25 protein-coding genes, 1 tRNA gene and 1 rRNA gene (1 of these 27 running past the window's edge) are annotated in these 26,578 nt (G+C 41.3%); 1 reads left to right on the top strand and 26 read right to left on the bottom strand.

Annotated features, from left to right (window positions below; translation table 11 throughout):
* Nucleotides 1–604: 604 nt before the first annotated feature.
* The 14 genes from BIV16_RS01140 to BIV16_RS01075 all read right to left on the bottom strand — a co-directional run bounded on the left by BIV16_RS01140 (nt 605) and on the right by BIV16_RS01075 (nt 11,248).
* Nucleotides 605–937 (bottom strand): DUF2185 domain-containing protein, encoded by a 333-nt coding sequence (locus BIV16_RS01140; RefSeq protein WP_075679790.1) that lies wholly within the window; start codon nt 935–937, stop codon nt 605–607.
* Nucleotides 930–1,439 (bottom strand): ankyrin repeat domain-containing protein, encoded by a 510-nt coding sequence (locus BIV16_RS01135; protein WP_075679791.1) that lies wholly within the window; start codon nt 1,437–1,439, stop codon nt 930–932. Before BIV16_RS01135 ends, BIV16_RS01140 begins: the two co-directional genes overlap by 8 nt.
* A gap of 11 nt (nt 1,440–1,450) precedes the next feature.
* Nucleotides 1,451–3,127, bottom strand: coding sequence for a GH-E family nuclease (locus BIV16_RS01130; protein WP_330546355.1), 1,677 nt, complete (start codon nt 3,125–3,127; stop codon nt 1,451–1,453).
* Nucleotides 3,128–3,145: 18 nt separating this feature from the next.
* A complete protein-coding gene (locus BIV16_RS01125) occupies nt 3,146–3,397 on the bottom strand; it encodes a hypothetical protein (RefSeq protein WP_075679713.1) in 252 nt (83 codons plus the stop codon).
* Nucleotides 3,398–4,082: 685 nt separating this feature from the next.
* Entirely contained in the window at nt 4,083–4,424 is a 342-nt protein-coding gene (locus BIV16_RS01120) for a hypothetical protein (RefSeq protein ID WP_075679792.1), read from the bottom strand.
* Entirely contained in the window at nt 4,425–6,215 is a 1,791-nt protein-coding gene (locus BIV16_RS01115; protein ID WP_075679793.1) for a T7SS effector LXG polymorphic toxin, read from the bottom strand.
* A gap of 18 nt (nt 6,216–6,233) precedes the next feature.
* Nucleotides 6,234–6,533 carry a hypothetical protein gene (locus BIV16_RS01110; RefSeq protein WP_075679794.1) on the bottom strand — a complete coding sequence of 100 codons (300 nt, stop codon included), beginning with the start codon at nt 6,531–6,533 and terminating at the stop codon, nt 6,234–6,236.
* Nucleotides 6,534–6,567: 34 nt separating this feature from the next.
* Nucleotides 6,568–7,011, bottom strand: a complete 444-nt coding sequence (locus BIV16_RS01105; protein ID WP_075679795.1) for a DUF5082 domain-containing protein — start codon at nt 7,009–7,011, stop codon at nt 6,568–6,570.
* Between the two features lies 1 nt (nt 7,012).
* A complete protein-coding gene (locus BIV16_RS01100) occupies nt 7,013–7,339 on the bottom strand; it encodes a DUF4176 domain-containing protein (RefSeq protein WP_075679796.1) in 327 nt (108 codons plus the stop codon).
* 48 nt (nt 7,340–7,387) lie between these two features.
* On the bottom strand, nt 7,388–8,068 hold the full coding sequence (locus BIV16_RS01095; protein WP_075679797.1) for a YoaK family protein: 681 nt from the start codon (nt 8,066–8,068) through the stop codon (nt 7,388–7,390).
* A gap of 121 nt (nt 8,069–8,189) precedes the next feature.
* On the bottom strand, nt 8,190–8,648 hold the full coding sequence (locus BIV16_RS01090; protein WP_075679798.1) for a ferritin-like domain-containing protein: 459 nt from the start codon (nt 8,646–8,648) through the stop codon (nt 8,190–8,192).
* Between the two features lie 70 nt (nt 8,649–8,718).
* Complete coding sequence (locus BIV16_RS01085) at nt 8,719–9,903, bottom strand: ABC transporter permease (RefSeq protein WP_075679799.1); 1,185 nt, start codon at nt 9,901–9,903, stop codon at nt 8,719–8,721.
* Nucleotides 9,900–10,691 (bottom strand): ABC transporter ATP-binding protein, encoded by a 792-nt coding sequence (locus BIV16_RS01080; protein ID WP_242940343.1) that lies wholly within the window; start codon nt 10,689–10,691, stop codon nt 9,900–9,902. Before BIV16_RS01080 ends, BIV16_RS01085 begins: the two co-directional genes overlap by 4 nt.
* Before the next feature lie 26 nt (nt 10,692–10,717).
* A complete protein-coding gene (locus tag BIV16_RS01075) occupies nt 10,718–11,248 on the bottom strand; it encodes a DUF4190 domain-containing protein (RefSeq protein WP_075679800.1) in 531 nt (176 codons plus the stop codon).
* A 268-nt stretch (nt 11,249–11,516) separates the two neighbouring features.
* Between BIV16_RS01075 and BIV16_RS01070 the strand changes: the two genes are divergently transcribed.
* Complete coding sequence (locus tag BIV16_RS01070; RefSeq protein ID WP_075679801.1) at nt 11,517–12,968, top strand: nicotinate phosphoribosyltransferase; 1,452 nt, start codon at nt 11,517–11,519, stop codon at nt 12,966–12,968.
* A 142-nt stretch (nt 12,969–13,110) separates the two neighbouring features.
* Here BIV16_RS01070 and BIV16_RS01065 read toward each other — a convergent pair whose 3' ends face one another.
* From BIV16_RS01065 to BIV16_RS01010, 12 genes are all read right to left on the bottom strand, one after another.
* Nucleotides 13,111–14,124, bottom strand: coding sequence for a glycosyltransferase family 2 protein (locus BIV16_RS01065; protein WP_075679802.1), 1,014 nt, complete (start codon nt 14,122–14,124; stop codon nt 13,111–13,113).
* Between the two features lie 26 nt (nt 14,125–14,150).
* Entirely contained in the window at nt 14,151–15,293 is a 1,143-nt protein-coding gene (glf, locus tag BIV16_RS01060) for a UDP-galactopyranose mutase (RefSeq protein WP_075679803.1), read from the bottom strand.
* Nucleotides 15,294–15,959: 666 nt separating this feature from the next.
* Entirely contained in the window at nt 15,960–17,102 is a 1,143-nt protein-coding gene (gene mutY / locus BIV16_RS01055; RefSeq protein ID WP_075679804.1) for an A/G-specific adenine glycosylase, read from the bottom strand.
* Between the two features lie 106 nt (nt 17,103–17,208).
* Complete coding sequence (gene panD, locus BIV16_RS01050; protein WP_075679805.1) at nt 17,209–17,601, bottom strand: aspartate 1-decarboxylase; 393 nt, start codon at nt 17,599–17,601, stop codon at nt 17,209–17,211.
* 71 nt (nt 17,602–17,672) lie between these two features.
* A complete protein-coding gene (panC, locus tag BIV16_RS01045) occupies nt 17,673–18,515 on the bottom strand; it encodes a pantoate--beta-alanine ligase (protein WP_075679806.1) in 843 nt (280 codons plus the stop codon).
* 21 nt (nt 18,516–18,536) lie between these two features.
* Nucleotides 18,537–19,367 (bottom strand): 3-methyl-2-oxobutanoate hydroxymethyltransferase, encoded by an 831-nt coding sequence (gene panB / locus BIV16_RS01040; RefSeq protein WP_075679807.1) that lies wholly within the window; start codon nt 19,365–19,367, stop codon nt 18,537–18,539.
* Nucleotides 19,360–20,220: a Rossmann-like and DUF2520 domain-containing protein gene (locus tag BIV16_RS01035; RefSeq protein ID WP_075679808.1), complete on the bottom strand. Its 861-nt coding sequence runs from the start codon at nt 20,218–20,220 to the stop codon at nt 19,360–19,362. Before BIV16_RS01035 ends, panB begins: the two co-directional genes overlap by 8 nt.
* 134 nt (nt 20,221–20,354) lie before the next feature.
* Nucleotides 20,355–20,723 carry a PqqD family protein gene (locus tag BIV16_RS01030; protein ID WP_075679809.1) on the bottom strand — a complete coding sequence of 123 codons (369 nt, stop codon included), beginning with the start codon at nt 20,721–20,723 and terminating at the stop codon, nt 20,355–20,357.
* Nucleotides 20,713–22,662 carry an OPT family oligopeptide transporter gene (locus tag BIV16_RS01025; protein WP_075679810.1) on the bottom strand — a complete coding sequence of 650 codons (1,950 nt, stop codon included), beginning with the start codon at nt 22,660–22,662 and terminating at the stop codon, nt 20,713–20,715. The genes BIV16_RS01030 and BIV16_RS01025 overlap by 11 nt, the downstream gene beginning before the upstream one ends.
* A 225-nt stretch (nt 22,663–22,887) precedes the next feature.
* Nucleotides 22,888–23,871 carry a dipeptidase gene (locus BIV16_RS01020; RefSeq protein WP_242940344.1) on the bottom strand — a complete coding sequence of 328 codons (984 nt, stop codon included), beginning with the start codon at nt 23,869–23,871 and terminating at the stop codon, nt 22,888–22,890.
* A 68-nt stretch (nt 23,872–23,939) separates the two neighbouring features.
* Nucleotides 23,940–24,010: transfer RNA gene (locus BIV16_RS01015), tRNA-Trp, on the bottom strand.
* 259 nt (nt 24,011–24,269) lie between these two features.
* Nucleotides 24,270–26,578, bottom strand: a 23S ribosomal RNA gene (locus BIV16_RS01010); it runs 579 nt beyond the window's last position.

Here is a 26,578-nt window from a genome sequence, read left to right as displayed (position 1 = left end):
CACCGCCTCGTTTTGTATATCCGCCAGGTGTCTAATACATGGTCCTGCAAATAACATTGTATGTTCAACTTCTAAATATTCCATACATAAAAATGTGGAACATGGATTTCATACTTATTCATCAATTTCATTTTGCAATCATCATAGGTTAATTTTTCTTTCGGTTTAATATCTAATAAAACATATATTTTTCACTTTCCCATACTCCAATCTACTAAACTTCCTATTTCTTTAAATTCTCCAATGTATATCTCTCCATTAGAGGAAATGCCGATATTATATGGCTTTCCAGCATAGTCTAAAAACTTTGTCCGACACTCTGGTCTGAGTACAACGTTTTTAATATACAGAAAAGCATCTCTTAAAATTACCAGTATAATGAAGAAAAACGGACCCTTTCGCAACATTCTTTGCTAAGGGTGCGTTACATCAGTATATTGAATTCGCAGTGTCCTTTCGTATACCCAACTCAGTAAAATTAACAAGTGTCTATTAATTAACATCATGGATTCTTAATTGCTTCTGGGCAATCATGATAGTTAATTAATAGACGCGCAGGAATTATAGGTTGTTAGATGTCCGAAAGTATAACCATAATTAAATACTATAATTTGAATATTTTCCCAGTATTACTATCTAAAAAGAATTTCTTTCCATTCTCTTCTACTAATTCTATATCCGTTCCAACTTTGCAATTATATATTGCAATGATTGCTGGTTCAATATTGGCAACAGTATTAAAATCACATATACACATATTATCTGCTTTACTCAAATACTCCTCTGTGTCAATATCAGAAAAAAATCTCCAACCATTATCGACATCATTTACAGATTCTTCTCTAACACACCATCTCAACTTTCCCTTATGGCTCAATATATTTTTTGAAATGATACTTCCACCAGCATCGGGTATAAAAGTGACTACTTTATTCATACTTTTTCATCCTTTCCAACAAACTTGCCCTATACGGCATTTGCTCAGCAATTTCCAATGGTGTTTTTCCCCATGCATTCTTGTGATTAATCAAAATACTGTTCTGTGCAAACCAGATTTGATATAATGGTTCAAGTTCCTCATCTGTATATTTTAGGTTAATCAAATACTGTAGGGGCACTCTTTCCTTTTCATCTAATTGATTAATGTTTACTCCCTTATCAATTAATTTTTTGCACAACTCTGCTGTCTGTTTTATATTGTGATTTGTTCTTGACAGTAGAATATGCAATAGATTTTCACCATACTCATTTGTCACATTAGCTTCAGCACCTTTATTAAGTAAAAATTCTGTTATTAAATAACGGCTTTCTGTATCATTATTGGATAATGAATAAAATAATAATGATTTACCTTTATATACTTTCTTCTCATCACCTTCATTATAGCAGGAAATAAACTCATCATACTTTTTCATTTTTGCTACTAAACTTATATCCATTGCTTTCTCCTTTATTCATACTTATGACTACGATTATTACTTGGCAATTCTGGTCTATAGTTGGCAGGATCATTATACCAATCCACAAATTCTTTTGTTGTCAATTCCCCATTCATATATGCTTCATGCATTTCTGAATATTTTGCTTCTGGAATGTGTCCCATATCCCATACCCCTTTTCTAGATTCTCCTGATGTCCAATTAATAACCTCACCAGTATTTGGATCTCTAACCAATCCATCAGGGCCTTTAGCATTCTCCCATACTTCCTCCACAACACCTTTTCTAAATGAAGGTCTACTGTTAGTATATGGTTTTGTATTAGCTTTACTACCACTCTTTACAGCCGAACCCACATCCGCATCATTTAACACTGCGCCACCGTCAGCTCCCACATCCCCAAGCTTCGGTTTCGCCAGTCTCTTCGCTCCTGCTTCAATTCCATTCAGTCCTTGCGCAGTTGCCATACTTGCTGCCATACCTGCTATCATTCCTGCGGTCTGGTTTCCGGTTAGGTCTGTCGTATACTTCTGGGCTCCTGCACCTGCTGCTGTCGCAATTCCTTCTTTTGCAACGATTGTTGCTCCACTCCTGAATGTCAGATTTCCTGCCGAAGCCGCCTGACCGATTGGAATCATTGCGGATGCTGCAAATGCAAAGACACTTTCTGTCAGATAATATGCTTCCTCATTTCCCTGGAATACCACATCTTTTAAATCATTTACTGCGGTACTGTCAATATCTCCGATGCTTCCATAATAAATATCCTGGGCACCTTCCGCAGAATCTGCTGCTCCAAAAATAGTCGTTCCGGTTCCCACAGCCACTCCAACCGCTGCAACAATGGGCGACGCTGCACCTGCAGTTGCAATAATACATGCCACCCCAACACCAACCAATACGACTCCGCCAACGGTCTTCCACACTCCCTGCGTCTCACGTTCTTCTGCTGCATCCTTTAGGTTCTGTTCCGCTTCACAGATTGCATCATATACATCTTTATTGTCTTCATGCTGCTGATAAAACAGTTCACTGATATTGGCAAGTGCATACACGTCCTTATCTGTATAAAAACTGTTGCTTTCATAACTTGCAATTGCAGCTGTGTTCAATCCGATTTTTGCAATACAGGTATTCAGACTCGATAGTAACAATTCCACGGAATTCTCCAGTGCTGTCACGGTACTGCTCTCATGGTTCTGAACTTCTGTGATAAGATTTAATAATTCCTGATCCAACTGCTCATGTAGTTCTAAGACACCATTCGTACTTGGTGTACCAACACCCGATATATCCGAAATGCCAGAAACTGCTCCCTGTATTTTCCCGGTATAAGACTCCGTATCCGAATAATTAGTGCTTAGTTTTGTCCGAAATGCACGGATTGCCTCCTCGCTAAGTTTAAAATTTGTAGAATTGTCGATATCATAATACCCGGCTTTGTATAATGTCATGTTGTCAAGCAGGTTCTGCGCTGTGACTCTTATACTTGAAAGCATTGTGATATGTACATCGGTCAGATAACTTCTTACTGCATCTCCTGTTTCTCCGGTAAACACTGCATTTTTTATAAAAAAATTAATGCAGTTCTCACAAGTATCAATTTTATTCATCAGATTCTCTAAATTTGTCTTGTATTCCCAGAACAAATCATAGATATCTGTATAATTAATTTGAAACCCTTCCATTTTCCTCTCCTGTCATTCTTATGGTGTCAAACATGTGTCAAATATTCCGGTGCCCTGCTTAAAAAGCTCACTTTGATTCCTATCTTTTTGCACTTGTGAATCAACTAATAAATCAATTGCCATTAAGTCCATCTGCAAAGTAGTACTATATTGGCTTACCGCACTCTTTAGCGTTTCATAATCTTCCTGAAGCTTTTTCATTGCATCCGACTGCCCTTTGATTTCCGTTGCTCCTTTACGGATGGAGCATCTTAAATAGAAAAACTGCATCTGAATCAGGATTTCTGACTTGATGTTTTCTTAAAACTGCTGAGCACTTTTTCTTTGTGAGATAACCAAGAAACAGACTTTTGGCACAATACTCGAAAGAAGCAGACCGATATCAGCAGTCTTGAGAAGAATTTGGAAATTATCATAGAAAAAATATTCAGCTGTGATTTCAGATGTCAGTTCTGTGGAACAACTATATTTCTCCATTAGCGGAAATGCCGATACTGTATGGCTTTTCAGCATAGTCTGAAAACTTTGTCCGACACTTTGGTCTGAGCACAACGATTTCATTACACAGAAATGCATCTCTTACAACTACCGCAATAATAAAAAAATCTTCAATAGAATTACCGCTTTTTAGACCAATTTTTGTGTCTGAAATACCGCTTGTAATACTGACTTTTATAAAATACTCTTACCGTTTATAAAAATACCTTCACAGAAAAACGCACCCTTTCACAACATTTTATTACTAAGAGTGCGTTACATCAGCATGTCATTTTTCAATGTTCGTCCGTATACCCAACTCGGCAAAATTTCGCTAGCGTCTATTAATTAACATCATGGATTCTTAATTGCTTCGCAACAGCCATGATGGTTAATTAATAGACGTGCAAGAGTTGTAGGTTGTTGAGAGTCCGAAAGTATAACTATAATAAATTATAATTAATTTTCTTTAAAGATACTACTTAACAATATTAAATCCCTCTATCTTCCCACTATCTACATTAATTTTATAATTACGTCCATAGAAATCCGACGCAAAAATAGTATCATCTTTTATGCCTATCTGCTCGTAAGGAAGAAGATTTTTTAACTCTGGATAGCGAGTAGATAAATCCTCTGATTGCCAAATTAAATTTGCTTGAGCATCCAAACAATAAATGTTATTAATCTCAGTTCTATTAAATGGAATCCCAAGTAATACTATAAACTTTTCTTTATACTGGACTACAGCTCGAATATCAAATTCAAAATCATAACTATTCCCGTTGATTTCAATATGTTTCTTCTCGTATTGATACATTTAATTACCCTCCAAAAGCCTCTCATTCTTAAAATCACCAATTCTTTGCCCAATTAAATCATATTGTGTTCCACCACCATTCCCCCATCCATCTAAAGGATTGACCTCGCCTACTCTTATGTGAGTTCCAGCCTCCAATTCCACATCGCATACATATTTAGGGGTATTAGGTAAAGCAAACTTATTTTGTATCTCTAAGGGTGTTAGTCCTTTAATATCATCTGCTTTCATTACCCAACTTCCATACATACCCGATCCATCTGGCATATTATCATATACTCTAACAAAAGTAGTATTTTCAGTAAGTTCAATTTCCTTCACTAAAGTTCCTGGTTTATATGGTGGCTTATAATCAGGCTTGACATTATCAATAAACCATTGATTAGTTTCTTCTGCTGTAAATGTCTTAACTTCGTTAAATTTTATTGTTTCTGTACCACTCTTTACAGCCGAACCCACATCCGCATCATTTAACACTGCGCCACCGTCAGCTCCCACATCTCCAAGCTTCGGTTTCGCCAGTTTCTTCGCCCCTGCTTCAATTCCATTCAATCCTTTCGCAGTTGCCATACTTGCTGCCATACCTGCTATCATTCCTGCGGTCTGGTTTCCGGTTAAATCTGTCGTATACTTCTGGGCTCCTGCACCTGCTGCTGTCGCGATTCCTTCTTTTGCAACGATTGTTGCTCCACTCCGGAATGTCAGGTTTCCTGCTGAGGCCGCCTGACCGATTGGAATCATTGCGGATGCTGCAAATGCAAAGACACTTTCTGTCAGATAATATGCTTCCTCATTTCCCTGGAATACCACATCTTTTAAGTCATTTACTGCGGTACTGTCAATATCTCCGATGCTTCCATAATAAATATCCTGGGCACCTTCCGCAGAATCTGCTGCTCCAAAAATAGTCGTTCCGGTTCCCACAGCCACTCCAACCGCTGCAACAATGGGCGACGCTGCACCTGCAGTTGCAATAATACATGCCACCCCAACACCAACCAATACGACTCCGCCAACGGTCTTCCACACTCCCTGCGTCTCACGTTCTTCTGCTGCATCCTTTAGGTTCTGTTCCGCTTCACAGATTGCATCATATACATCTTTATTGTCTTCATGCTGCTGATAAAACAGTTCACTGATATTGGCAAGTGCATACACGTCCTTATCTGTATAAAAACTGTTGCTTTCATAACTTGCAATTGCAGCTGTGTTCAATCCGATTTTTGCAATACAGGTATTCAGACTCGATAGTAACAATTCCACGGAATTCTCCAGTGCTGTCACGGTACTGCTCTCATGGTTCTGAACTTCTGTGATAAGATTTAATAATTCCTGATCCAACTGCTCATGTAGTTCTAAGACACCATTCGTACTTGGTGTACCAACACCCGATATATCCGAAATGCCAGAAACTGCTCCCTGTATTTTCCCGGTATAAGACTCCGTATCCGAATAATTAGTGCTTAGTTTTGTCCGAAATGCACGGATTGCCTCCTCGCTAAGTTTAAAATTTGTAGAATTATCAATATCATAATACCCGGCTTTGTATAATGTCATGTTGTCAAGCAGGTTCTGCGCTGTGACTCTTATACTTGAAAGCATTGTAATATGTACATCTGTCAGATAACTTTTTACTGCATCTCCTGTTTCTCCGGTAAACACTGCATTTTTTATAAAAAAATTGATGCAGTTCTCACAAGTATCAATTTTATTCATCAGATTCTCTAAATTTGTCTTGTACTCCCAGAACAAATCATAGATATCTGTATAATTAATTTGAAACCCTTCCATTTTCCTCTCCTGTCATTCTTATGGTGTCAAACATGTGTCAAATATTCCGGTGCCCTGCTTAAAAAGCTCACTTTGATTCCTATCTTTTTGCACTTGTGAATCAACTAATAAATCAATTGCCATTAAGTCCATCTGCAAAGTAGTACTATATTGGCTTACCGCACTCTTTAGCGTTTCATAATCTTCCTGAAGCTTTTTCATTGCATCCGACTGCCCTTTGATTTCCGTTGCGGAAGCCGGTAAGCTTACAGACCACGAAGCTGTTCTTATCGCATTGGTATTCGAACATACACTTACGTCATCTAAAATCGTTCCCACTTGTCTATCTCCTTCCTTTTTTCATTCCAATCAACTAATTAAAGAAATTACGGATTCTTGTACATAAATCATCCCATGCATTGACCAGGCCAGATAAGATACCATATTTTTCATTCTTTCTCTCGTTTAATGCGTTTATTTCCCAGTTGATTGCATCCTCTGCATCATCGATATTCGAAACATATCCATCATAACTTGTGTAAAGATTCCCACTCTCACATAAATCATAGAAATACTGTGCCCTGCTGCCAGTCCATAAACTTTGATAAATATCTGAACTTATCATATTCTTCTGATTTTTGTTGATATCATCAATGGCTTCTTTTGCATCATCTAACGTATTATATGCATCCCGCAATCTGTCAATTTTCGCATCAATCTCATTGATTTCCGATTGACATACTTCCTGCTGCTGTTCATTACTTGCCTTCTGATTCTTTAAATTTTGATATTTGTTTCTGTCATACTTTTTAGCCATCTTAGTTCCCCATATTCTGCTTCAACTGTCTGACATCCGCACGCTCAATCTCCAACATCTCCATTGCCTTCTGGATATTGGCACACATCATTTTCTCATCATCATCTGAAAATCCCTCAAAAACCACCTTACTAACATCGGAATGCTGGAAATACATTAGTCTATCCCCCACCATTCCCTCTGGGTATGCACATGCTGCATAGTCAAAAAATTGCTCTTTTCCATTTATCTTTACTTTCAGAGCTCTCGCAACAATTACATACTTTTTAATACCTCCACTTACAACTACGATACTTCCCAATGGTAAAAAATCAACTTTCTCTGTCATCCCTCTTCACCTCATACTTTTTTATCAAATTTTATTGTATCGTTTTTCCTATTTCGTGTCAACAGAGGCAGCGGCTCTTTCATAATCCACAAACATAAAAATAAATGCCACAAAAAGTAACACGGAACAGCATAAAATTGCCTTTTCCTGAAAATGCTGACAGAAGATGTTGCCGAGGATGGCGCCGATTACGAAACAGCAGATGATGCCATAATACAGCAATGCTTTTTTCAAGTACTCTCTGTCTTTTTTATGAAAAAAATGGAACATATTCTGTGTTGCTGTTCTCATATTTCCAATGCACATTGTAGTTGCAATACCGTTTCCCCTGATTTTCCGGAAGCTTTCCACCTGGATTCCACAGGCAAAAGAAGTTAATGCATTTGCCGGAAGATTCAGCGTAAGCGGGAAAAAGCTGACTCCTAATAAAATGACAGCCTCAATCAAAACCGACAACTGTCTCCAATGCAGGATTTCGATATTCTTTGAACGCACATATTCGGCGAGTGCAATTCCAAGCATAAAGGCAAATACCGGGAAGAAATAGCTAAGTGCCAGTTTAAACTCTCCCTGTGATAAATGTACGCCAAACAATAAAATATTACCGGTCTGTGCGTTGGCAAATACATGATCTCTTTCTATGTAGGAATACGCATCCATAAAACCGCCTGACATTGCAAGGATGATTCCAAGTCTTATTGATTCTGACATCTGTTTTGTGTGTTTCATTGTTCCATTCCCTCTTCCTTTGTTCATACTGTCTTGATTATACGTTTTCGTATCTTTCGTGTAAATCGGCAAAAAGTAAAAAATTGCCAGCCTTTCGACTGACAATTTTTACACGTTTTTCTTATGACATGCCATTTGCGGTCTTGTATTTGTATAACATTTCCGCATGATTTTGTTCTTCAATCTGAATATCCGCCAACAACTTGCGAAGGGCGCTCTGACCAAAGATAAAGACATCCGTATTGTATTCACCGGACACTAATTTTTCTGTTGCGATACAGTCTGTCACCAGAAAAGCATCGTGCTTTTTTTCTTCGGATTCTCCGATTGCTGCATAGGCTGCCTTTGGCTGGTAGTCACGGCCAGACGTATCGTTGCAGTCACATTCAGGCACTGTTCCAGTCAATACTTTTTCTAAGGACTGGAAATGTTCTCTCTCTTTGCCCTGCAATGTCTCAAACAAAGCCTTTAGCTCCGGATCTTTCGCCTGGCTGGCGTACTTTCCGTATTTTTCCACACAACATTTTTCCTGTGTCTGCAAATCCTCGATTGCAGTGCGTTCTTTTTCACTTAATACCATTGTATTACTTCCTTTCCAAAATATTTACAATGATATTATGGTTCAAACGTTTTTCCCTTATGCATACTCATTAGTGATACATAATCTTTTCGCTGTCAAAAATTTTCGTAAGGACAACAACCATAAGCAGGGTATATACCAGGTTTGAAACAGCTGTCACCGCAAGGTTCACACCGGATGCTGTGAATGAAAAGATTGCATTCATACTCTGCACACTGTTATAGATTGGAATCAGATACCAATAAAATTCTTTTGGTGCTCCGCCGCTGAGCATAGATGTGACACCGATTAACATTACCACAATCATAAGTGGTGTTGCTGCCGTTCCCGCCTCTTTTACGCTGTTCGCAAAACCTGAGATGATGGATATCAGTCCAATTATAACTAAAACCGTAGTTAGAATTACAATTAAAAGCTGCACATACTCTGTCACGCCATACACACCTGCATCCATCAGGTCGGAGGTATCCCCCATCAGCTTTGGAAGCGACAACATCGTTCCAACAAAGCTTGACAGCCCACTCAAAAGACCTATCGCACTTAAACTTATAATTTTACCAATGGCAAGCTCGCTTCTTTTGATTGGTGTGACAAGAAGTGTTGCAATGGTTCCACGCTCTTTTTCACCCGCAATGGATTCCGGTGCAATTGCCATACATCCGCTGAACAGAAACATAGTCATTAACATCGGAAGCATCATTGCAAAAAATTGTGCAGTCGAATCCTCTTTACTTGCAAGGTCATACGAATCATCCGTGGCTGCGTTGACATCAAACTTGTTTGCCAATGCAGATTCGTAGCTGTCTAATGCATACGATACCAGCTGATATGCTGCACTTGACTCTGTTGAGGTCGAATTATAATAGACTTCTACGTTAGGTGCAGGACTTGTTGCCGTCAAAGAATCGTAAGCTGCAACCTGCTCATCAAAATCTTCCGGGAAAACAACGAGTGTATCTGTATCCTTGTCTGCAATCTCCTGTTTTACCTCGTCTATGGCACTTTCTTTTTCTGCAATCAGATTGACATTGTCCATCATGGAAAAGCTTTCAAGGGAATCCGGTAAATTCACGGTGTGAATCTGGTGTACGTAATCCTCATCCGTTTCAAACTGGCTTGCAAGTCCATTTCCCATAAAGGAATATAACACATAGATTAATAACCCCGGCATAAGCACGGTGGTAAATACCATTCGCTTATCTCCAAAGAAACGCGCAAATTCTTTTTTTATGATTGTGATAATATTTTTACTCATGCCTCATCCCCCACTGTTTCCAGATAAATATCGAAAAATTTATCCTCTAATGATTTCTCTGCTGTAAGATTCTTTACCGTATCACACACAATCATTTTTCCATTGATGATGATACCGACGCGGTCACAAATTTTCTCAATGAGGCTGAAAATGTGGGTGGAAACAATGATGGTTTTTCCTTCCTCCTTCAGTTCCAACAGAAAATCGGTCACAACCTTCGCCGTGATAACATCGAGTCCATTGGTCGGTTCATCGAAAATAATAATCTCCGGGTCGTGAACCAAAGAAATCACAAGCGAAACCTTCTGTTTCATTCCGGTGGAAAGCTGTGAGACTTTTACCTCTGCAAAACGGTCGATTCCAAAACGCCCGAACATTTTCTTTTTCCGCTGCTCTCGTACCTCTGATGGTACCCCATGTAATTCTGAAAAGAAATCGAACAGATAATTTGGTGTAAAAAATTCTTCTAATTTCAATTCACTTGTCAGAAATCCTATTTTTCTTCTGACACTGTCCGCATCCTTTACCACACTGATTCCATCAATGATTACATCACCGGAATCCGGCTTGATTAATGTCGACATCATGCGAAGTGTTGTTGTCTTTCCGGCACCGTTTGGTCCGAGCAGCCCAAACACTTCTCCCCGATAAGTGCCAAAACTTAGGTAATCAACTGCCACCTTCTTTTTTGCGTTTGTCTTTTCAATCTTCTGCTGCTTTTTGGATAACTGGAATGTCTTGCAAAGGTCTTCTACCTTGACTAACTCTTCCATTGTCGTATCTTGCATACTATGTAATTCCCTCCTGTCTGCTTTTATTCTGCTGCATCCTCTATCTGATATCCCATTTCTGTGATGCCATTATGCTCCGGTGTGTCTGAATAACAGCCATCTTCACCATTATCATAATCGATACCATCATTATAGTCATAATCATAGCCATCATCACCATCATTATAATCATAGTCATAATTATTATCGTAATCATCATAGTCTCCGCTTCCATCATAATAATCACGGTAATAATCGTAATAATCCAGACTTCCGGTACTTGCAAATACAGAAATAATCAAAATCATAAATAAAACCAGTGAAATTCCGGATGTAACAAGCCCGGTGATTGCAAACCCCTTTTGCTCATTCTTTACCAGCTGGATAATACCAAAAATTACCGCCAGAATGATAAATAAAAGATTGCATCCTGTACAGAAAAAAAGAAGTGAAAGGATTCCAAGTACCATGGAAGCAACCCCAAATCCGACTCCATCCCCTTTTTTCTTTTGTCCGCCCTGCTGCATCTGATTCATCTGCATATTGGGCTGCTGATTGTAAAACTGTTGATCCATTCCTTTTTTCTCCTCGTTCTATTCTGGTATGTTTTTTTATACCAGTTATTTTATTGTATCAGACCTAAAATACTTTGACAAGCAAAATACTTTGGCAGACAGCAAATACAGTTCTATCATACCTCTTTTTATGCATTTTCACAAACCACTTTTCCCCCCTGATATGCTTGCATATTCCGACCAAAATGCTATAATATCACGTAACACCACAGTAATTATGGAACTCACGAAGAAAGGAGCGGAACAAAAATATTGTTCCTACAAACATATGAGTACATTAAATTTAACATTACTGACTGATCTTTACGAAATGACCATGATGCAGGGTTATTTCAAGAATCAAAATACAGATGTAGTTGTATTTGATGCTTTTTACCGCAATAATCCATGTGATGGCGGTTATGCAATCTGTGCCGGTCTTGAGCAGGTCATTGATTACATTGAGAACCTCCATTTTGATGAGGATGACATTTCTTATTTAAGAAGCTTAAAAATCTTCGATGAAGACTTTTTAACATATTTAAGCAACTTTAAATTCTCCGGTGATATCTATGCTGTGCCGGAGGGAAGCCTGATTTTTCCAAGAGAACCTCTTGTAAAAGTAGTCGCACCTATCATGGAAGCACAGCTTGTGGAAACTGCAATCTTAAATATTGTAAACCATCAGTCCCTGATTGCCACCAAGGCAGCCCGTGTCTGTTACGCCGCCCAGGGAGATGGGGTCATGGAATTTGGTCTTCGCCGTGCGCAAGGACCTGACTCTGGAACGTATGGCGCAAGAGCAGCTATCATCGGCGGTTGTAAGGGAACTTCCAACGTGCTTGCCGGTCAGATTTTCCATGTTCCGGTTCTTGGCACACATGCCCACAGCTGGATTATGAGTTTTCCGGATGAATACACAGCGTTCAAGAAATACGCAGAGCTTTATCCGAATGCCTGTATCCTTCTTGTCGACACCTATGACACCTTAAAATCCGGTATTCCAAACGCCATCAAAGTCTTTACCGAGATGCGGGAATCTGGAATTCCACTTACCTATTATGGAATTCGTATGGACAGCGGTGACCTTGCTTACCTTTCCAAAAAAGTCCGTAAAATGCTAGACGCAGCTGGTTTTCCTGACGCTGTCATCTCTGCCTCAAACGACCTGGACGAATACCTGATTGAAAGTCTGAAATTACAGGGTGCAACCATCACTTCCTGGGGCGTTGGAACAAACTTAATCACCTCCAAGGACAACCCTGCTTTTGGCGGTGTCTACAAACTTGCCGCTGTGAAAGCAGCAGATGGAACTTTCATTCCAAAAATCAAGCTTTCCGAGAATATTGAGAAAGTGACAAACCCTGGAAACAAGACCTTCTATCGTATTTACGACAAGGAAACTGGCAAAATCAAAGCAGATCTTATCTGTCTGGAGGACGAGACTTTTGACACCTCCGAGGATATGAAGTTATTCGACCCTAACGCTCCTTGGAAAAAGACCTGCCTGCCTGGCGGAAGTTACACCATGCGTGAGATGCTTGTTCCGGTAATCAAAAAAGGAAAAACCGTCTACACTTCTCCAAGTGTCATGGAGATTCAGGCAATCTGTAACAAGGAAAAAGAAACCATCTGGGATGAGACAAAACGTTTTGTCAATCCACAGGAAATCTATGTGGACCTCTCCCAGAAATTATATGATATGAAAACAGAACTTTTGAATAAAATGAGCAGTCACTAAAAATGCTCCGCAAGGATCGCACTGCGGCGGAGTTGAGCAATGTCGCAAATGCGACCCGCCGCAGGCAAAGAATCCTGCAAGCAGGATTCTTTTTAATTGAAACATGCTAACTACATTCTTATGAAATATGTCAACTACATTCTTAGTTGAATCCAACTACTTTCTGGGAAAGTTTGTAAGCAGCGACGGAAATCTTTCTTCCACCTTTTCCTGGAAGGTTCATTGTATTTCCCATAATTCCCGCTCTTAAATGATGGAACAAACGGAGATCTTTCTTCTTGATATATCCCCAGAGTTCTCTTTTTTTCTCCAGATTCTCTTCAGTACCGGAGCGAATCAGCATAATTGTAGAAATTACCGTAATGATTTCAAGGTAATTAAACATATAATGACGGAGTTTTCGATTTGGAATCTTCCACAAATCAAACTCGTCAACCATTATCTTATTGACTTTAATCTGCTGGTCAATTCGGCCAATCATTACTTTTTCATTGACAGACTGGTCGTCTCTTCCGATAAAGTAACGGTAGAAATCCACATCCATGTAATACATATTTTTCACACTTGGAAGTGGCGTATACACATAAATGTTATCCACGTAAAAAGTATGTTTTGGCAGTTCCAATCCACATTCTCTTAATAATTGTGTACGATAAATGACAGAATGCATTAAGATATACTGACCTTTTCGGAAATGAGACACTTCATTCCAGGTAAACAGACGGTCTTTTGGAAGTGCCGAACAACGCATCACCTTTTTGTGTTTTACGCCCTCTTTTTCATAAACATAGTTTGCGATAAACATATCCAGTGTTTTTTGCCCGCCTGCCAGTTCTCTTAATTTCTCAAGAATTGCCATATACGCATCCAAATCTACCCAGTCATCGCTGTCCACCACTTTAAAATAGAGCCCTGTTGCGTTCCTGATTCCGGTATTTACCGCCTCTCCATGCCCACCGTTCTCCTGATGGATAGCGCGCACAATACCCGGATATTTTCTCTCATACTCGTCTGCAATCTCTGCTGTGCGGTCCTTTGATCCATCATCTACGATGATAATCTCAACATCTTCACCACCCGGGAGCAAAGATTCAATACAATGTTCCATGTAATCCTGTGAATTATAAGACGGAATTGCAAAAGTTAATAATTTCATACGTTTACTCCAATCTGTAATGCTGCTTAAATTGCATCTGCAAGTTCAAAAGCCTTTTTCGTCATTGCATCTATATTATAGTATTTATACTCTGCAAGTCTTCCTAACAGATGGAATTTCTTCATTCCCTTTGTCAAATCCTTGTATCTTTCGTATAAATTCTGGTTTTCTTCATTTAAAATTGCGTAGTAAGGAATCTCACCTTTTGCACCGGAATACGCAAATGGATATTCCTTTACAATTGTAGTTCCTTCGGTGTCTTTCTGCCCCGTCAGGTACTTAAACTCGGTAATTCTCGTATATTCCTCACTTACGGTATAATTAACTACACTGTGTCCCTGATAAGAATCCTGGTCATAATGTTCAAAATGAAAATCTAAGGAACGATAGGGCAGTCTGCCAAATCTGCACTCAAACAATTCATCAATCGCACCTGTGTAAATCACATCACCATCGAATTCTGTTCCTTCAAAGAAAATCTGATCTCCTTTAAAAGATAATACCTCTTTACAGTCTGTCTCCAAACGAACCTCGATATTCTCATGATCTAACATCTTCTCAAACATTGGTGTAAAACCATGAAGCGGTACACCCTGATAGGTGTCCTGGAAGTAACGATTGTCATAGGAAACTAAGACCGGCACACGTCCTGTCACCTCCGGACTGATTTCCTCCGGTGTCTGTCCCCACTGCTTCATCGTATAGCGTAAAAAGACATTCTCATACACATACTGCGCAATCTCCTGGATATCAGGGTCTTCGTTCTCTCTTAATTTCATGATTGGAACCCTGCTGCCCTCTCCATAGGTCTCCTTTAATTTTTGTTCCAGGCGGTCTGCCTTTTCCTTCTCATATACCATATGTAATGTATTTAAATTGAATGGAACCGGAATCAGTTTGTCGCCTACCTTCGCAACCACTTCATGTCCGAATGCATGCCATTCTGTAAAACGTGACAAATATTCCTGAACATCCTGCATTCCTGTGTGAAAAATATGTGGACCATACTCATGAATCAGGATTCCATAATCGTCCTTCATGTCATAGCAGTTTCCACCAATATGACTTCTTCTCTCCAGGATCAGTACTTTTTTATTCTTCTCTTCCGCAAGCTTTCTAGCCGCAACAGCACCGGCAATTCCGGCACCTACAACGATACAGTCGTACATAGTCGTACTCCTTTCTTTCAAGTCGTTTTTATTATACACGGTTTCCAAATAGAATCCAATTTATTTTTTATGAAGATTTTTTGAATTCTCCCGACTTCTTTCCATTCTCGAAAAAAATATGTTATTTGTTCATAATTTATTTACAAAAAGCTAATAACTTCAACACATGGAGGACATATTTCCTATTTATACTAAACTCATAAATGAAAAACAATCTTTTTCATATATTTTCACACCTTGTCAGATGACAAGGTTCCTCCCGATAATAAGTGATTTCTCACTTTTCATACACAATCTTTTTCATATTTAAAGCCGGTGCAAATGCACCGGCTCCCTCTTTTTTATCCTGTTTTTATTTTTGTGGGAAGGACTTGGTTGAAGTTCTATCTTAGCAGATTACACAAAATCCATATCATATTTGTGACTTTGGAAGCAAATTAGAAATTCTTAATGTACCTGTTTATGGTACAGCAATATACTGACATGGATGTCAGTATAAGTCCTAATGAGCCCGGATGGCTCATTTAGGACGGTTGCGTCAAAAGTTTATTATTAAGGAAAGGTACATTTAGAAGTTCTTATTTGCGGACATTGGAACAAAAATAATATGGATTTTATGTAATATGAGAAGACAGAACTTCAACTAAGTCCTTCCCACACTAAAATTTACTCGTCCAAAAAGCGATCGTTTCCCAGACGGATATTCATATAATTGGCATAAGCTTCAAATGCAGATGGAATTGCATATTTTTCCTGCGAATCCTCCGCTTCTACGAAAAGTAAGTCGTCCCGTTCCCCTTCTAACTCCTCCACGCGAATCATATAGCCACACATTCTCCATTCGATATGGGAAAAAATATGCTTGGCGTCCGCCAACTTCTGGATGCGGATGGGAGAGAGTGATAATTTTTTCACATAGTCTAAGGCTTCCTCACTCGTCATCTCACCCAGTTCATTTGGAAGTTCATAAAGTCCCGCCAAAAGTCCTTTTGCCGGACGTTTCCGAATTGCCACCTTATCTCCATCCCGGATTACCAAAACCGTGCGTTCCTCAATCTTTCTTGGCTTTGCCTTTGTCTTGACCGGAAGTTCCGCTATCTTATCCTGCTTTCTTGCCTCGCAAAAAGCATTCCACGGACACTCCTCGCAATGCGGCGTACCGTTTGGCAGGCACACCGTCGCACCAAGCTCCATCATCGCCTGACTGAATGCTCCCGGAAGATTTTCAAATCTAGCTTTTTTTCGAAGATGTGCCGTCTCCTTTGTCGCTTCGTCGGGAACGACCTCCTGCACAGCCGCCTCCACAACTTTTCGAAATGCCGGCTTCATGATATCCGAATCATCTGCCGTCACACGTGTTAAGATACGAAAGACATTCCCATCTACTGCCGGTGCTTTTTTTCCAAATGCAATCGTTGCAATCGCACCTGCGGTATAATTACCGATTCCCTTTAATGTTAAAAGTTTCTCGTACTCACCCGGAAGTTGTCCACCGTATTCCTCCATCACCGTGATTGCCGCCTTTTGCATATTACGGACACGATTGTAATATCCCAGCCCTTCCCAAAGCTTTAGCAACTCATCTTCCGGGCATTCTGCTAATGCTTTCACATCCGGCAGTGCCTTCATAAAACGTTCAAAATACGGTTTTACAGCTTCTACCCTTGTCTGTTGCAGCATGATTTCAGACACCCACACCCGGTACGGTGTCGGCTCTTCTCTCCACGGAAGCACCCGCGCCACCCCAGGCTTTAAATACCATTCCAAAAGTGGCGCGACCAGTTGTTTCAAATCAAAATCTTTTATCATATAAATTGCTATGCCTTTCGTACATCATTTTCTACAGTATAGCACATTTTTTCCTGTTTTTGATGCTTGAAATATCTGCCATAGCTTTTTCTTTCCGAAAAATTTACTATTCCATGTCCTCAAGGCGTCCGTGTTTCTCGTAGTTTGTCAGACGTGACACTTTATTTTCTTCGTCCACAAATACGACTTTTGGTTTGTGGGTCTTTGCCTCCTCCTCGTCATACTGCGCATACGTCATCAAAATCACTTTATCGCCGACCGACACGCATCTTGCTGCTGCCCCGTTTAAACAAATCATGCCGGAACCTCTTTCTCCTGCGATTGTATAGGTTTCAAAACGATTTCCATTGTTGACATCCACAATCTGCACTTTTTCGTACTCCAGCATACCTGCTTTTTCTAACAGTTCCTCATCGACTGTGATGCTTCCAACGTAATCTAACTCTGCCTGTGTAACAGTTGCTCTATGAATTTTTCCTTTTAACATTGTAACCTGCATAAAAATCTCCATTCCAGTTTTAAAAATTTTTCAAACTATCCTCTTTTTTCTTTCTTCTACAAACCGATATCCTACTCCAGAATAAAATTATCAATCAGTCTTGTTTTTCCAATGTAGACAGCAATTGCAACGAGCATTGGCTTTTTCACTTCCTTAATCTGCTGCATCGTGAGTCCATCTACCGCTTTGACATAGTCAATTTTTGCAAGTGGTTCTGTCTCAATTAGTTTTGTCATTGCATTTACAATTGTAGTTGTATCTTTTTCGCCATCCTCTGCCATCTTCTTGCCAAGTGCGATACTTTTACTTAAAATAAGTGCTGCCTTTCTTTCCTCTGCGGATAAGTAAGTGTTTCTGGAACTCTTTGCAAGACCATCTTCTTCCCTTACAATCGGGCATCCCACAATCTCAATGTCCATGCTTAAATCATCCACCATGTGACGGATGACGGCAAGCTGCTGCGCATCTTTCTGTCCAAAGTAAGCACGGTCTGGTGTTACAATGTGGAAGAACTTACATACAACGGTACATACACCTCTGAAATGAACCGGTCTGCTTAATCCACAAAGTTCCTCGGTTAACACTGTCATATCCACAAAAGAACTGAATCCCTCGTGATACATTTCCTCTGGTTCTGGATGGAAAATAAGGTCAACACCCATTTTTTCACAAAGAACGCTGTCTTTTTCTAAATCTCTTGGATAACTTGCAAGGTCTTCGGTTGGTCCAAACTGCATTGGGTTGACAAAAATACTGACAACCACTTTATCATTTTCTTTTCTTGCACGCTCCATCAAGCTTGCGTGTCCTTCATGAAGGTATCCCATTGTTGGAACATATCCAATCGTGCATCCCTCCTTTTTCCATGCTTTTACCTGTGCTCTGACATCCTCTATTGTAGATACTACTTTCATACTTTTTCTCCTTTTCAAAATCTAGTATAATTTTTCTAATACTTCTTCGTTGATTTTAAATGTGTGCTCCGGTGCCGGGAATGTTCCCTCTTTTACTTCTTTGGCATAAGTTTCAAATGCCTGTTTCATCACATTTCCAGTCTCTGCGAATTTTTTCACAAACTTTGGTGTAAAATCAGAAAACATGCCCAGCATATCCTGGTAAACAAGCACCTGACCGTCACAGCCTGCACCTGCGCCGATTCCGATGGTTGGAATATGTAACTCTTTTGTAATCAGCTCCGCTAATTTTGCCGGAACACATTCCATAACCAAAAGTGATGCACCCGCAGCCTCTACTTTCTTGGCATCCTCCAGTAACTGTCTGGCTGCTTCTTCACTTTTTCCCTGAACCTTAAATCCACCAAAGGCATTGACTGACTGTGGGGTTAAGCCGATATGTGCACACACCGGAATGGATGCTTTTACAATTGCTTCAATCTGTGGGCAAACACTTGCGCCACCTTCTAACTTCACCATATTTGCACGTCCCTCTTTCATCAGACGACCTGCATTTCTTACCGCATCCTCAACCGATACCTGATAAGACATAAATGGCATATCACACACGATTAACGCATTCTTGGCACCTCTTGCCACTGCCGCAGAGTGATGAATCATATCCTCCACTGTGACCGAGAGCGTATCTTCGTATCCAAGAACGACCATTCCAAGTGAATCTCCAATTAAAATAGTGTTGATTCCTGCCTCATCAATTAACTTTGCTGTACTATAATCATAACAGGTTAACATCGTAATCTTGTCTCCCTGCTCCTTTTGTTTTAATAATGTTGCTACTGTGTTTTTACTCATCTTTTTTCCTTTCTTCACAAAGTACCTGTGATACTTTCGTGTAATCACGGTCTTTGTTCTTCCTTTTTGCAATCTCTAGTGCTTTCTTGGAAAGCAAACGATAGATTTCCCGATTCTCCCCGCTTAGTTTTTCCATATGAAGGCGTACTGTCTGGCTGTCGCCACGCTCCACCGGACCCGTCAATGCCTCTTCCTCACTCATCTCTAAAAGGTGTGAGACATTTGCCTGCATAAAAGGCGCAATCGCTGCACGTGCTGCCTCTTTTGAAAATCCGCATAAAGCGAGTTCTTCCATCACAGTCTCTGCCAGACCTAATACGAGATTACTCGCAAAAACGGCCGCAGCGTGATAACGCACTTTTTCCTCTTTTTGCAGCGTAAGAACCTGATTACCACACTTTTTCAGTAAGCCGGTCATTTCTTCTTTTTTCTGTTTGTCCCCTTCTATGGTAAATAATGCATGGGATAACTCCTTATAAGAATGCAGCTTATCGTTCACTGCCAGGAGTGGGTGGATAGAATAACCAAAATTTCCTGTCTTGGTTATATCCGAAAAGACTTCTGATGATAAAACGCCACTACAATGACAGATGATTTTTCCTGTCACCTTTTGCGCGCAAATCTGACTCCAGACTTCCTTTATCACATCGTCTGGAACCGTTAAAAATAATACTTCACAATCCTGTACCAGGTCTTCTAATCTCACATAGTTCCTCGTACCGGTAAAATCTGCTGCCTCTTTGGCAGACTCTGGATTCTTGCTGTAATAGCCGGCCACGCTTATTTTATGCATGGCAAAGTATTTGCCCAGGGAAAAACCTACTTTTCCTGCGCCAACAAATCCAATGTTCATATGCATCCCTCCTTTTTTCTGGCGGGATTATAAAGTCTTATTCCTACTGGATATAAGCTTGCTGCATATGGTGTTTTCATCAAAAAAAGACTACGGTATAGTTTCTTTCCGAATACTATCCGTAGTCCAATATATCACTTCTGTATTTTACGCGCAACCAGCTTTTTATTCTCATACACGATAAAATGATTGTCGTGAAGTATTTTACAGTACCTTGCGAGTCTTGGATAAAGCGGCTTTGCTTCCGCTCCAAACTTCTTTTCTACCAGTTTTCCAATCTCAAAAATACTTCTCTTTCCATCGATACAATTCCAGACAAAAGAACCAAAGCGTTCCAGCTCAATCTGACTCACCCTGGGACGATGAAAAAAAAGCTGTGCCAGGCGGTTATAGATTCCTTTGTTTTCAACGGTGATTTCAACAAGCCCTTTTTCATTCACCTGGCTTTGGAAAAGACAGTTGTGCTTTGGAACATAATCTAAATAATTTTCCTTACGTCTCATGTGTCCCGCCTTTTCCACTATGTGTCTTTCCTTTTTCCTTCTTGGAATTACGTCTTCCGTTTATTGCAATTACAAGTGTAGTTATAAGTATTGCAAACGCAGCCATACCTCCCCAATTTCCAAGATTTAGGGTTTCTGAAATGTCAAGATGTTCTCCCAATGTCTTTCCTTTTACCTCAATCATGGCAAGAACCGCTAGCAGAATTCCAATCACACCTTCTCCTGCAATCAGACCGGAAGAATAGAGAATTCCGCGTTCCACTTTTTCTTTATTTTCTGGGCGCTCTACGAAAAATCGCACCAGACCACCAACCATCATTGGAATACTTAAGTGAATTGGAAGATAAAGTCCTACCGCAAAAGGCAGCACCGGAATCCTTAATATCTCAATGACAATGGCAATGCAGACTCCGATAAACACCAGTGTCCACGGCAGGTTTCCACCCATAACGCCTTCCACCACCATTTTCATCAGGGTTGCCTGTGGTGCCGGAAGTTCCGTGGAACCATATCCCCATGCGGCATGTAAAAGATATAACACACCACCGATTGCTACCGCCGCAGTGGTAACACCGACTAGTTCCCCAATCTGCTGTTTTCTTGGCGTCGCTCCTACGATATAACCTGTTTTCAAATCCTGTGAGGTATCTCCGGCTATCGCGGCGATGATACAAATGACAGAACCCACCGTGATAGCAGCCACCATGCCTTTCATCCCCATCATGCCGCTTGCCTTTAACACCATCGTCGTAATCAAAAGTGTCGCAATCGCCATTCCAGATACCGGATTATTGGAACTTCCAACCAGTCCCACCATGCGGGAGGATACCGTTGCAAAAAAGAAACCAAACACAATAATCAAAATTGCCCCCAGCAGATTTACCGGAATCGCCGGCAAAAGCCACATTAAGATTGCCATAATCCCGATTCCAATCAAAACCAGATTCATCGGCAAATCATTGTTTAATCTATTTACATTTGTAGTTTTATCCTTTTTCCCGTAAGAACCGACCGCCTGTCTAAAGGTCTTGACAATCAGTGGCAGCGACTTGATCAGACTCATCACACCACCGGCCGCCACAGCTCCTGCGCCAATGTAACGGATGTAATTTTTCCAGATGCCCCAGGTTCCAGCCGCTGTAAATAATTCCATCACTGAAACCTCTGCCGGATAAAGAATGGCATCACTTCCAAAAAGCACAATCAGTGGCATTAACACGAACCATGCCACAACGCCTCCTGCAAGCAGATAGGAAGATACCTTCGCACCGCAGATATAGCCAACTCCAAGCAATGCCGGCAGAACATCGACTCCGATTCCAGAACCCTGGTATTTTTTCATCTGAAAATCTACCTCACTAGGAAAAACCTTCAATCCATCTGCAACGAATTTATAAACAGCGGCTATACCTAATCCTGCAAAAACAGCCCCTGCTTTCGCACCGCCTTCCTCTCCTGCCATCAGAACCTCTGCACAAGCTTTTCCTTCCGGATAAGGCAGCGTTCCGTGCTCTTTTACAATCAATGCAGAGCGAAGCGGTATCATGAAAAGGACACCGATAACACCCCCTACCAGTGCAATCATGGTAATCTCAAACAGCGACGGCGATGACGTTCCTTCCTCAGCCGCCCACATAAACAATGCCGGCAATGTAAAAATTGCACCCGCTGCTACCGACTCTCCTGCCGATCCAATGGTCTGCACCATGTTATTCTCTAAAATAGAATCCCGACGCAAAATGACGCGAATCAATCCCATCGAAATGACCGCTGCAGGAATTGATGCAGACACCGTCATCCCGACACGAAGTCCTAAATATGCATTGGCTCCACCAAAAATAACTGCCAATAAGATTCCTAAAATCACGGATGTAACCGTAAGTTCTGGCAAGATGCGGTCTGCCGGAATATATGGTTTAAACTCTTGTTCCTGATTCATACTAATCCTCCCTTAATGTTTCACTTAGGGGCATTATATCGGGGATTGTTTCGAGCGTCAATGCATTCTGGTTACTTACCAGAACTTACCAGGAAATCCCTGATTTTATGCGGTTTTTCGCCTGTATTCTTGCACCTTTTCCTTCCATATCCGGCATCTGTTTCATGCTATTTTCTTTCATGTTTCAGTCTTATTCTTTTCACTTTTTCATAATTATTTAAATTTCTATTTCATACTTTCCTTTATCACGCGCTCCACATTTTTATGCGCAACTTTTTCAATGAAACTATAACTGTAGTTTCTTCGTTCCAATTCTTCAAAAAGAAGATGCATCTTGCTGCATTCCTCTATCTCATAAGTTCCTGAAATTCCGTCAAAATCAGTCCCAATACCAACACAGTCCTCTCCGCCGACCTGTCTTAGATGTTCTATATGGTCACACAATCTTGCAACGGTACAGTGATGATTATCCTCGCTCGCATTCACAAAGGTTGGTTCAAAATTAATTCCTGCCACACCACCTTTTTCTGCCAGAATTCGAATCATATCATCCGTAAGATTTCTCGTAGCTGGGCTTAACTCCCGACAATTCGAATGTGATGCCACAAATGGCTTTTTCGTAATCTGTGCCACATCATAAAAACCGCCGTCCGATAAATGGGACACATCAACAATCATTCCTAACTCGTTCATATAAGTGATTGCTTCTTTTCCAAATTCAGTAAGCCCCATTTTCATTTTCTCCGGATCTTTGGAATGGTTCTGTCCAAAGCAGTTTGGGTCATTCCAGGTTAGTGTCATCAAACCAACGCCCATATCATGAAATTTCTTGATATTTTCCATTTTTCCAGCAACTGGTGCTCCATTTTCTATGGTAAGAAAGGCTGAGATTTTTCCTTCCTGTTGATTTTTCAAGTATGCCTCATAGGAACGTGCCGGTGCTACTATATCTTTACAGCTTTCCATCGTATTCTGATAAATCTGATACATTTTTAACAGTAAGTTATCTAGGTCAGGCATTGTTTCTAATCCAAACCAATCTGGATGATTGCCCTGAGGCACAAACATTGCAAAAAACTGTGCACTCGCTCCGGCTTCCCGCAACCGGATAAGATCTACCATGGTTCCTTCTAATTCTTTTACCGTATTCTTCTTTCTGCTTAATGCCTCCGCTAAGGTATCACAATGCATATCTATATACTTCATCATTTTTCCTTCCTCCTTTAACGCAAAAAGCACCAAAAACACATTTGTGTTCTCGATGCTTCTCTTTCGAACAGGGGATGAGAGAATCGAACTCCCACCAAAAGTTTTGGAGACTCCTATCATACCATTTGACCAATCCCCTATATTCTGTTTTTACACAAAAATGACGTATTGCTACGTCATTACTTTGGTTTGTGTTTGGTGTATATTCAAAACTTCATACAGATTTGAGAAACGCTTTTTATTTCGAAAACCGGTCATCTCGATTCCGCTTCGCTTCATCTCGATGATTTTGCTATGCAAAACATTGTCTGTATTAAGTGTCATATCCGTAAGTAAGCTTACTCCATGCCACTTTCTACATCCAGCCGTTTTTCTGAGCGAATCTATTCGCTCTGCTTTTGGTCAAGCCCTCGACCTATTAGTGACAGTCAACTGCACATGTTGCCATGCTTCCATCTCTGCCCTATCTACCTTGTAGTCTTCAAGGGGTCTTACTCCCGAAGGAGGGATATCTCATCTTGAGGGGGGCTTCACGCTTAGATGCCTTCAGCGTTTATCCCTTCCGAACTTGGCTACTCTGCCATGCCGTTGGTCGACAGCAGATACACCAGTGGTTCGTCCATCCCGGTCCTCTCGTACTAAGGACAGCTCCTCTCAAATATCCTCCGCCCGCGCCGGATAGGGACCGAACTGTCTCACGACGTTCTGAACCCAGCTCGCGTACCGCTTTAATGGGCGAACAGCCCAACCCTTGGGACCTGCTACAGCCCCAGGATGCGATGAGCCGACATCGAGGTGCCAAACCACTCCGTCGATGTGAACTCTTGGGAGTGATAAGCCTGTTATCCCCAGGGTAGCTTTTATCCGTTGAGCGATGGCAATCCCACTTTATGCCACCGGATCACTAAGTCCTAGTTTCCTACCTGCTCCACCCGTCGGTGTCGCAGTCAAGCTCCCTTCTGCCTTTGCACTCTTAAAATGGTTTCCGACCATTCTGAGGGAACCTTTGAGCGCCTCCGATACCCTTTCGGAGGCGACCGCCCCAGTCAAACTCCCCGCCTGGCATTGTCCCTTCACCGGATCACGGTGACAGGTTAGAAACCCAATACTGCAAGGGTGGTATCCCAACAGCGACTCCACTCAAACTGGCGTTCAAGTTTCTTAGTCTCCCACCTATCCTGTACATGCAGTACCGAATCCCAGTACCAAACTGGAGTAAAGCTCCATGGGGTCTTTCCGTCCTGGCGCGGGTAACCAGCATCTTCACTGGTACTTCAATTTCACCGGATGTATTGTCGAGACAGTGCTCAAATCATTACGCCTTTCGTGCGGGTCGGAACTTACCCGACAAGGAATTTCGCTACCTTAGGACCGTTATAGTTACGGCCGCCGTTTACTGGGGCTTAAATTCAAAGCTTCGATTGCTCTAACCTCTCCTCTTAACCTTCCAGCACCGGGCAGGCGTCAGCCCATATACATCACCTTTCGGTTTCGCATAGACCTGTGTTTTTGCTAAACAGTTGCTTGAGCCTATTCTCTGCGGCCCACTCTCGTGGGCTCCCCTTCTCCCGAAGTTACGGGGACATTTTGCCGAATTCCTTAACAATACTTCTTCCGTCGGCCTTAGGATTCTCTCCTCATCTACCTGTGTCGGTTTGCGGTACGGGTACATATCACACAATAGCGGCTTTTCTCGGCACATGGCTCACACGCTTCGCTACTTTTATTTCGCTCCACTTCACGCTTTTGGCTTATACGGCGGATTTGCCAGCCGTACACCTCCCTCGCTTGTACCGGTCTTTCCATTCCCGGCTCGTGCTTTCCACATGCGTCCCCACATTTCTGATGATACGCAGTACAGGAATCTAAACCTGTTATCCATCGACTACGTCTTTCGACCTCGCCTTAGGCCCCGACTTACCCAGAGCAGATCAGCTTTACTCTGGAAACCTTAGATATTCGGCCGGAAGGATTCTCACCTTCCTCTCGCTACTCATTCCGGCATTCTCTCTTCTTATCCCTCCACTGCTCCTTCCGGTACAGCTTCGTCGGTATTAAGAATGCTCCTCTACCAATGTATTACTACATTCCACAGCTTCGGTGTTGTGTTTCAGCCCCGGACATTTTCGGCGCAGGACCTCTCGACTAGTGAGCTGTTACGCACTCTTTGAATGAATGGCTGCTTCTGAGCCAACATCCTAGTTGTCTTCGAAATCCCACATCCTTTTCCACTTAACACACACTTTGGGACCTTAGCTGGTGGTCTGGGCTCTTTCCCTTTTGACTACCCAACTTATCTCGTGCAGTCTGACTCCCGTTCATCATCTACATGGCATTCGGAGTTTGATATTCTTTGGTAAGCTTTGACGCCCCCGCGGAAATTCAGTGCTCTACCTCCATAAGACTAAAACGAGGCTAGCCCTAAAGCTATTTCGAGGAGAACCAGCTATCTCCGGGTTCGATTGGAATTTCTCCCCTATCCACACCTCATCGCCACCCTTTTCAACGGATGTGCGTTCGGTCCTCCATTGCCTTTTACGGCAACTTCAACCTGGACATGGATAGATCACCCGGTTTCGGGTCTACGTACACTGACTTTATGCCCTGTTAAGACTTGGTTTCCCTTCGGCTCCGTGCCTTAAGCACTTAACCTTGCCAGTGTCCGTAACTCGCCGGACCGTTCTACAAAAAGTACGCGGTTGACCAC

Origin of the sequence: Roseburia sp. 831b, assembly GCF_001940165.2 — a bacterium.
Classification (GTDB): domain Bacteria; phylum Bacillota; class Clostridia; order Lachnospirales; family Lachnospiraceae; genus Roseburia.
The sequence above is the reverse complement of the archived record's forward strand: the minus strand, read 5'-3'. Positions and strand labels throughout refer to the sequence as shown.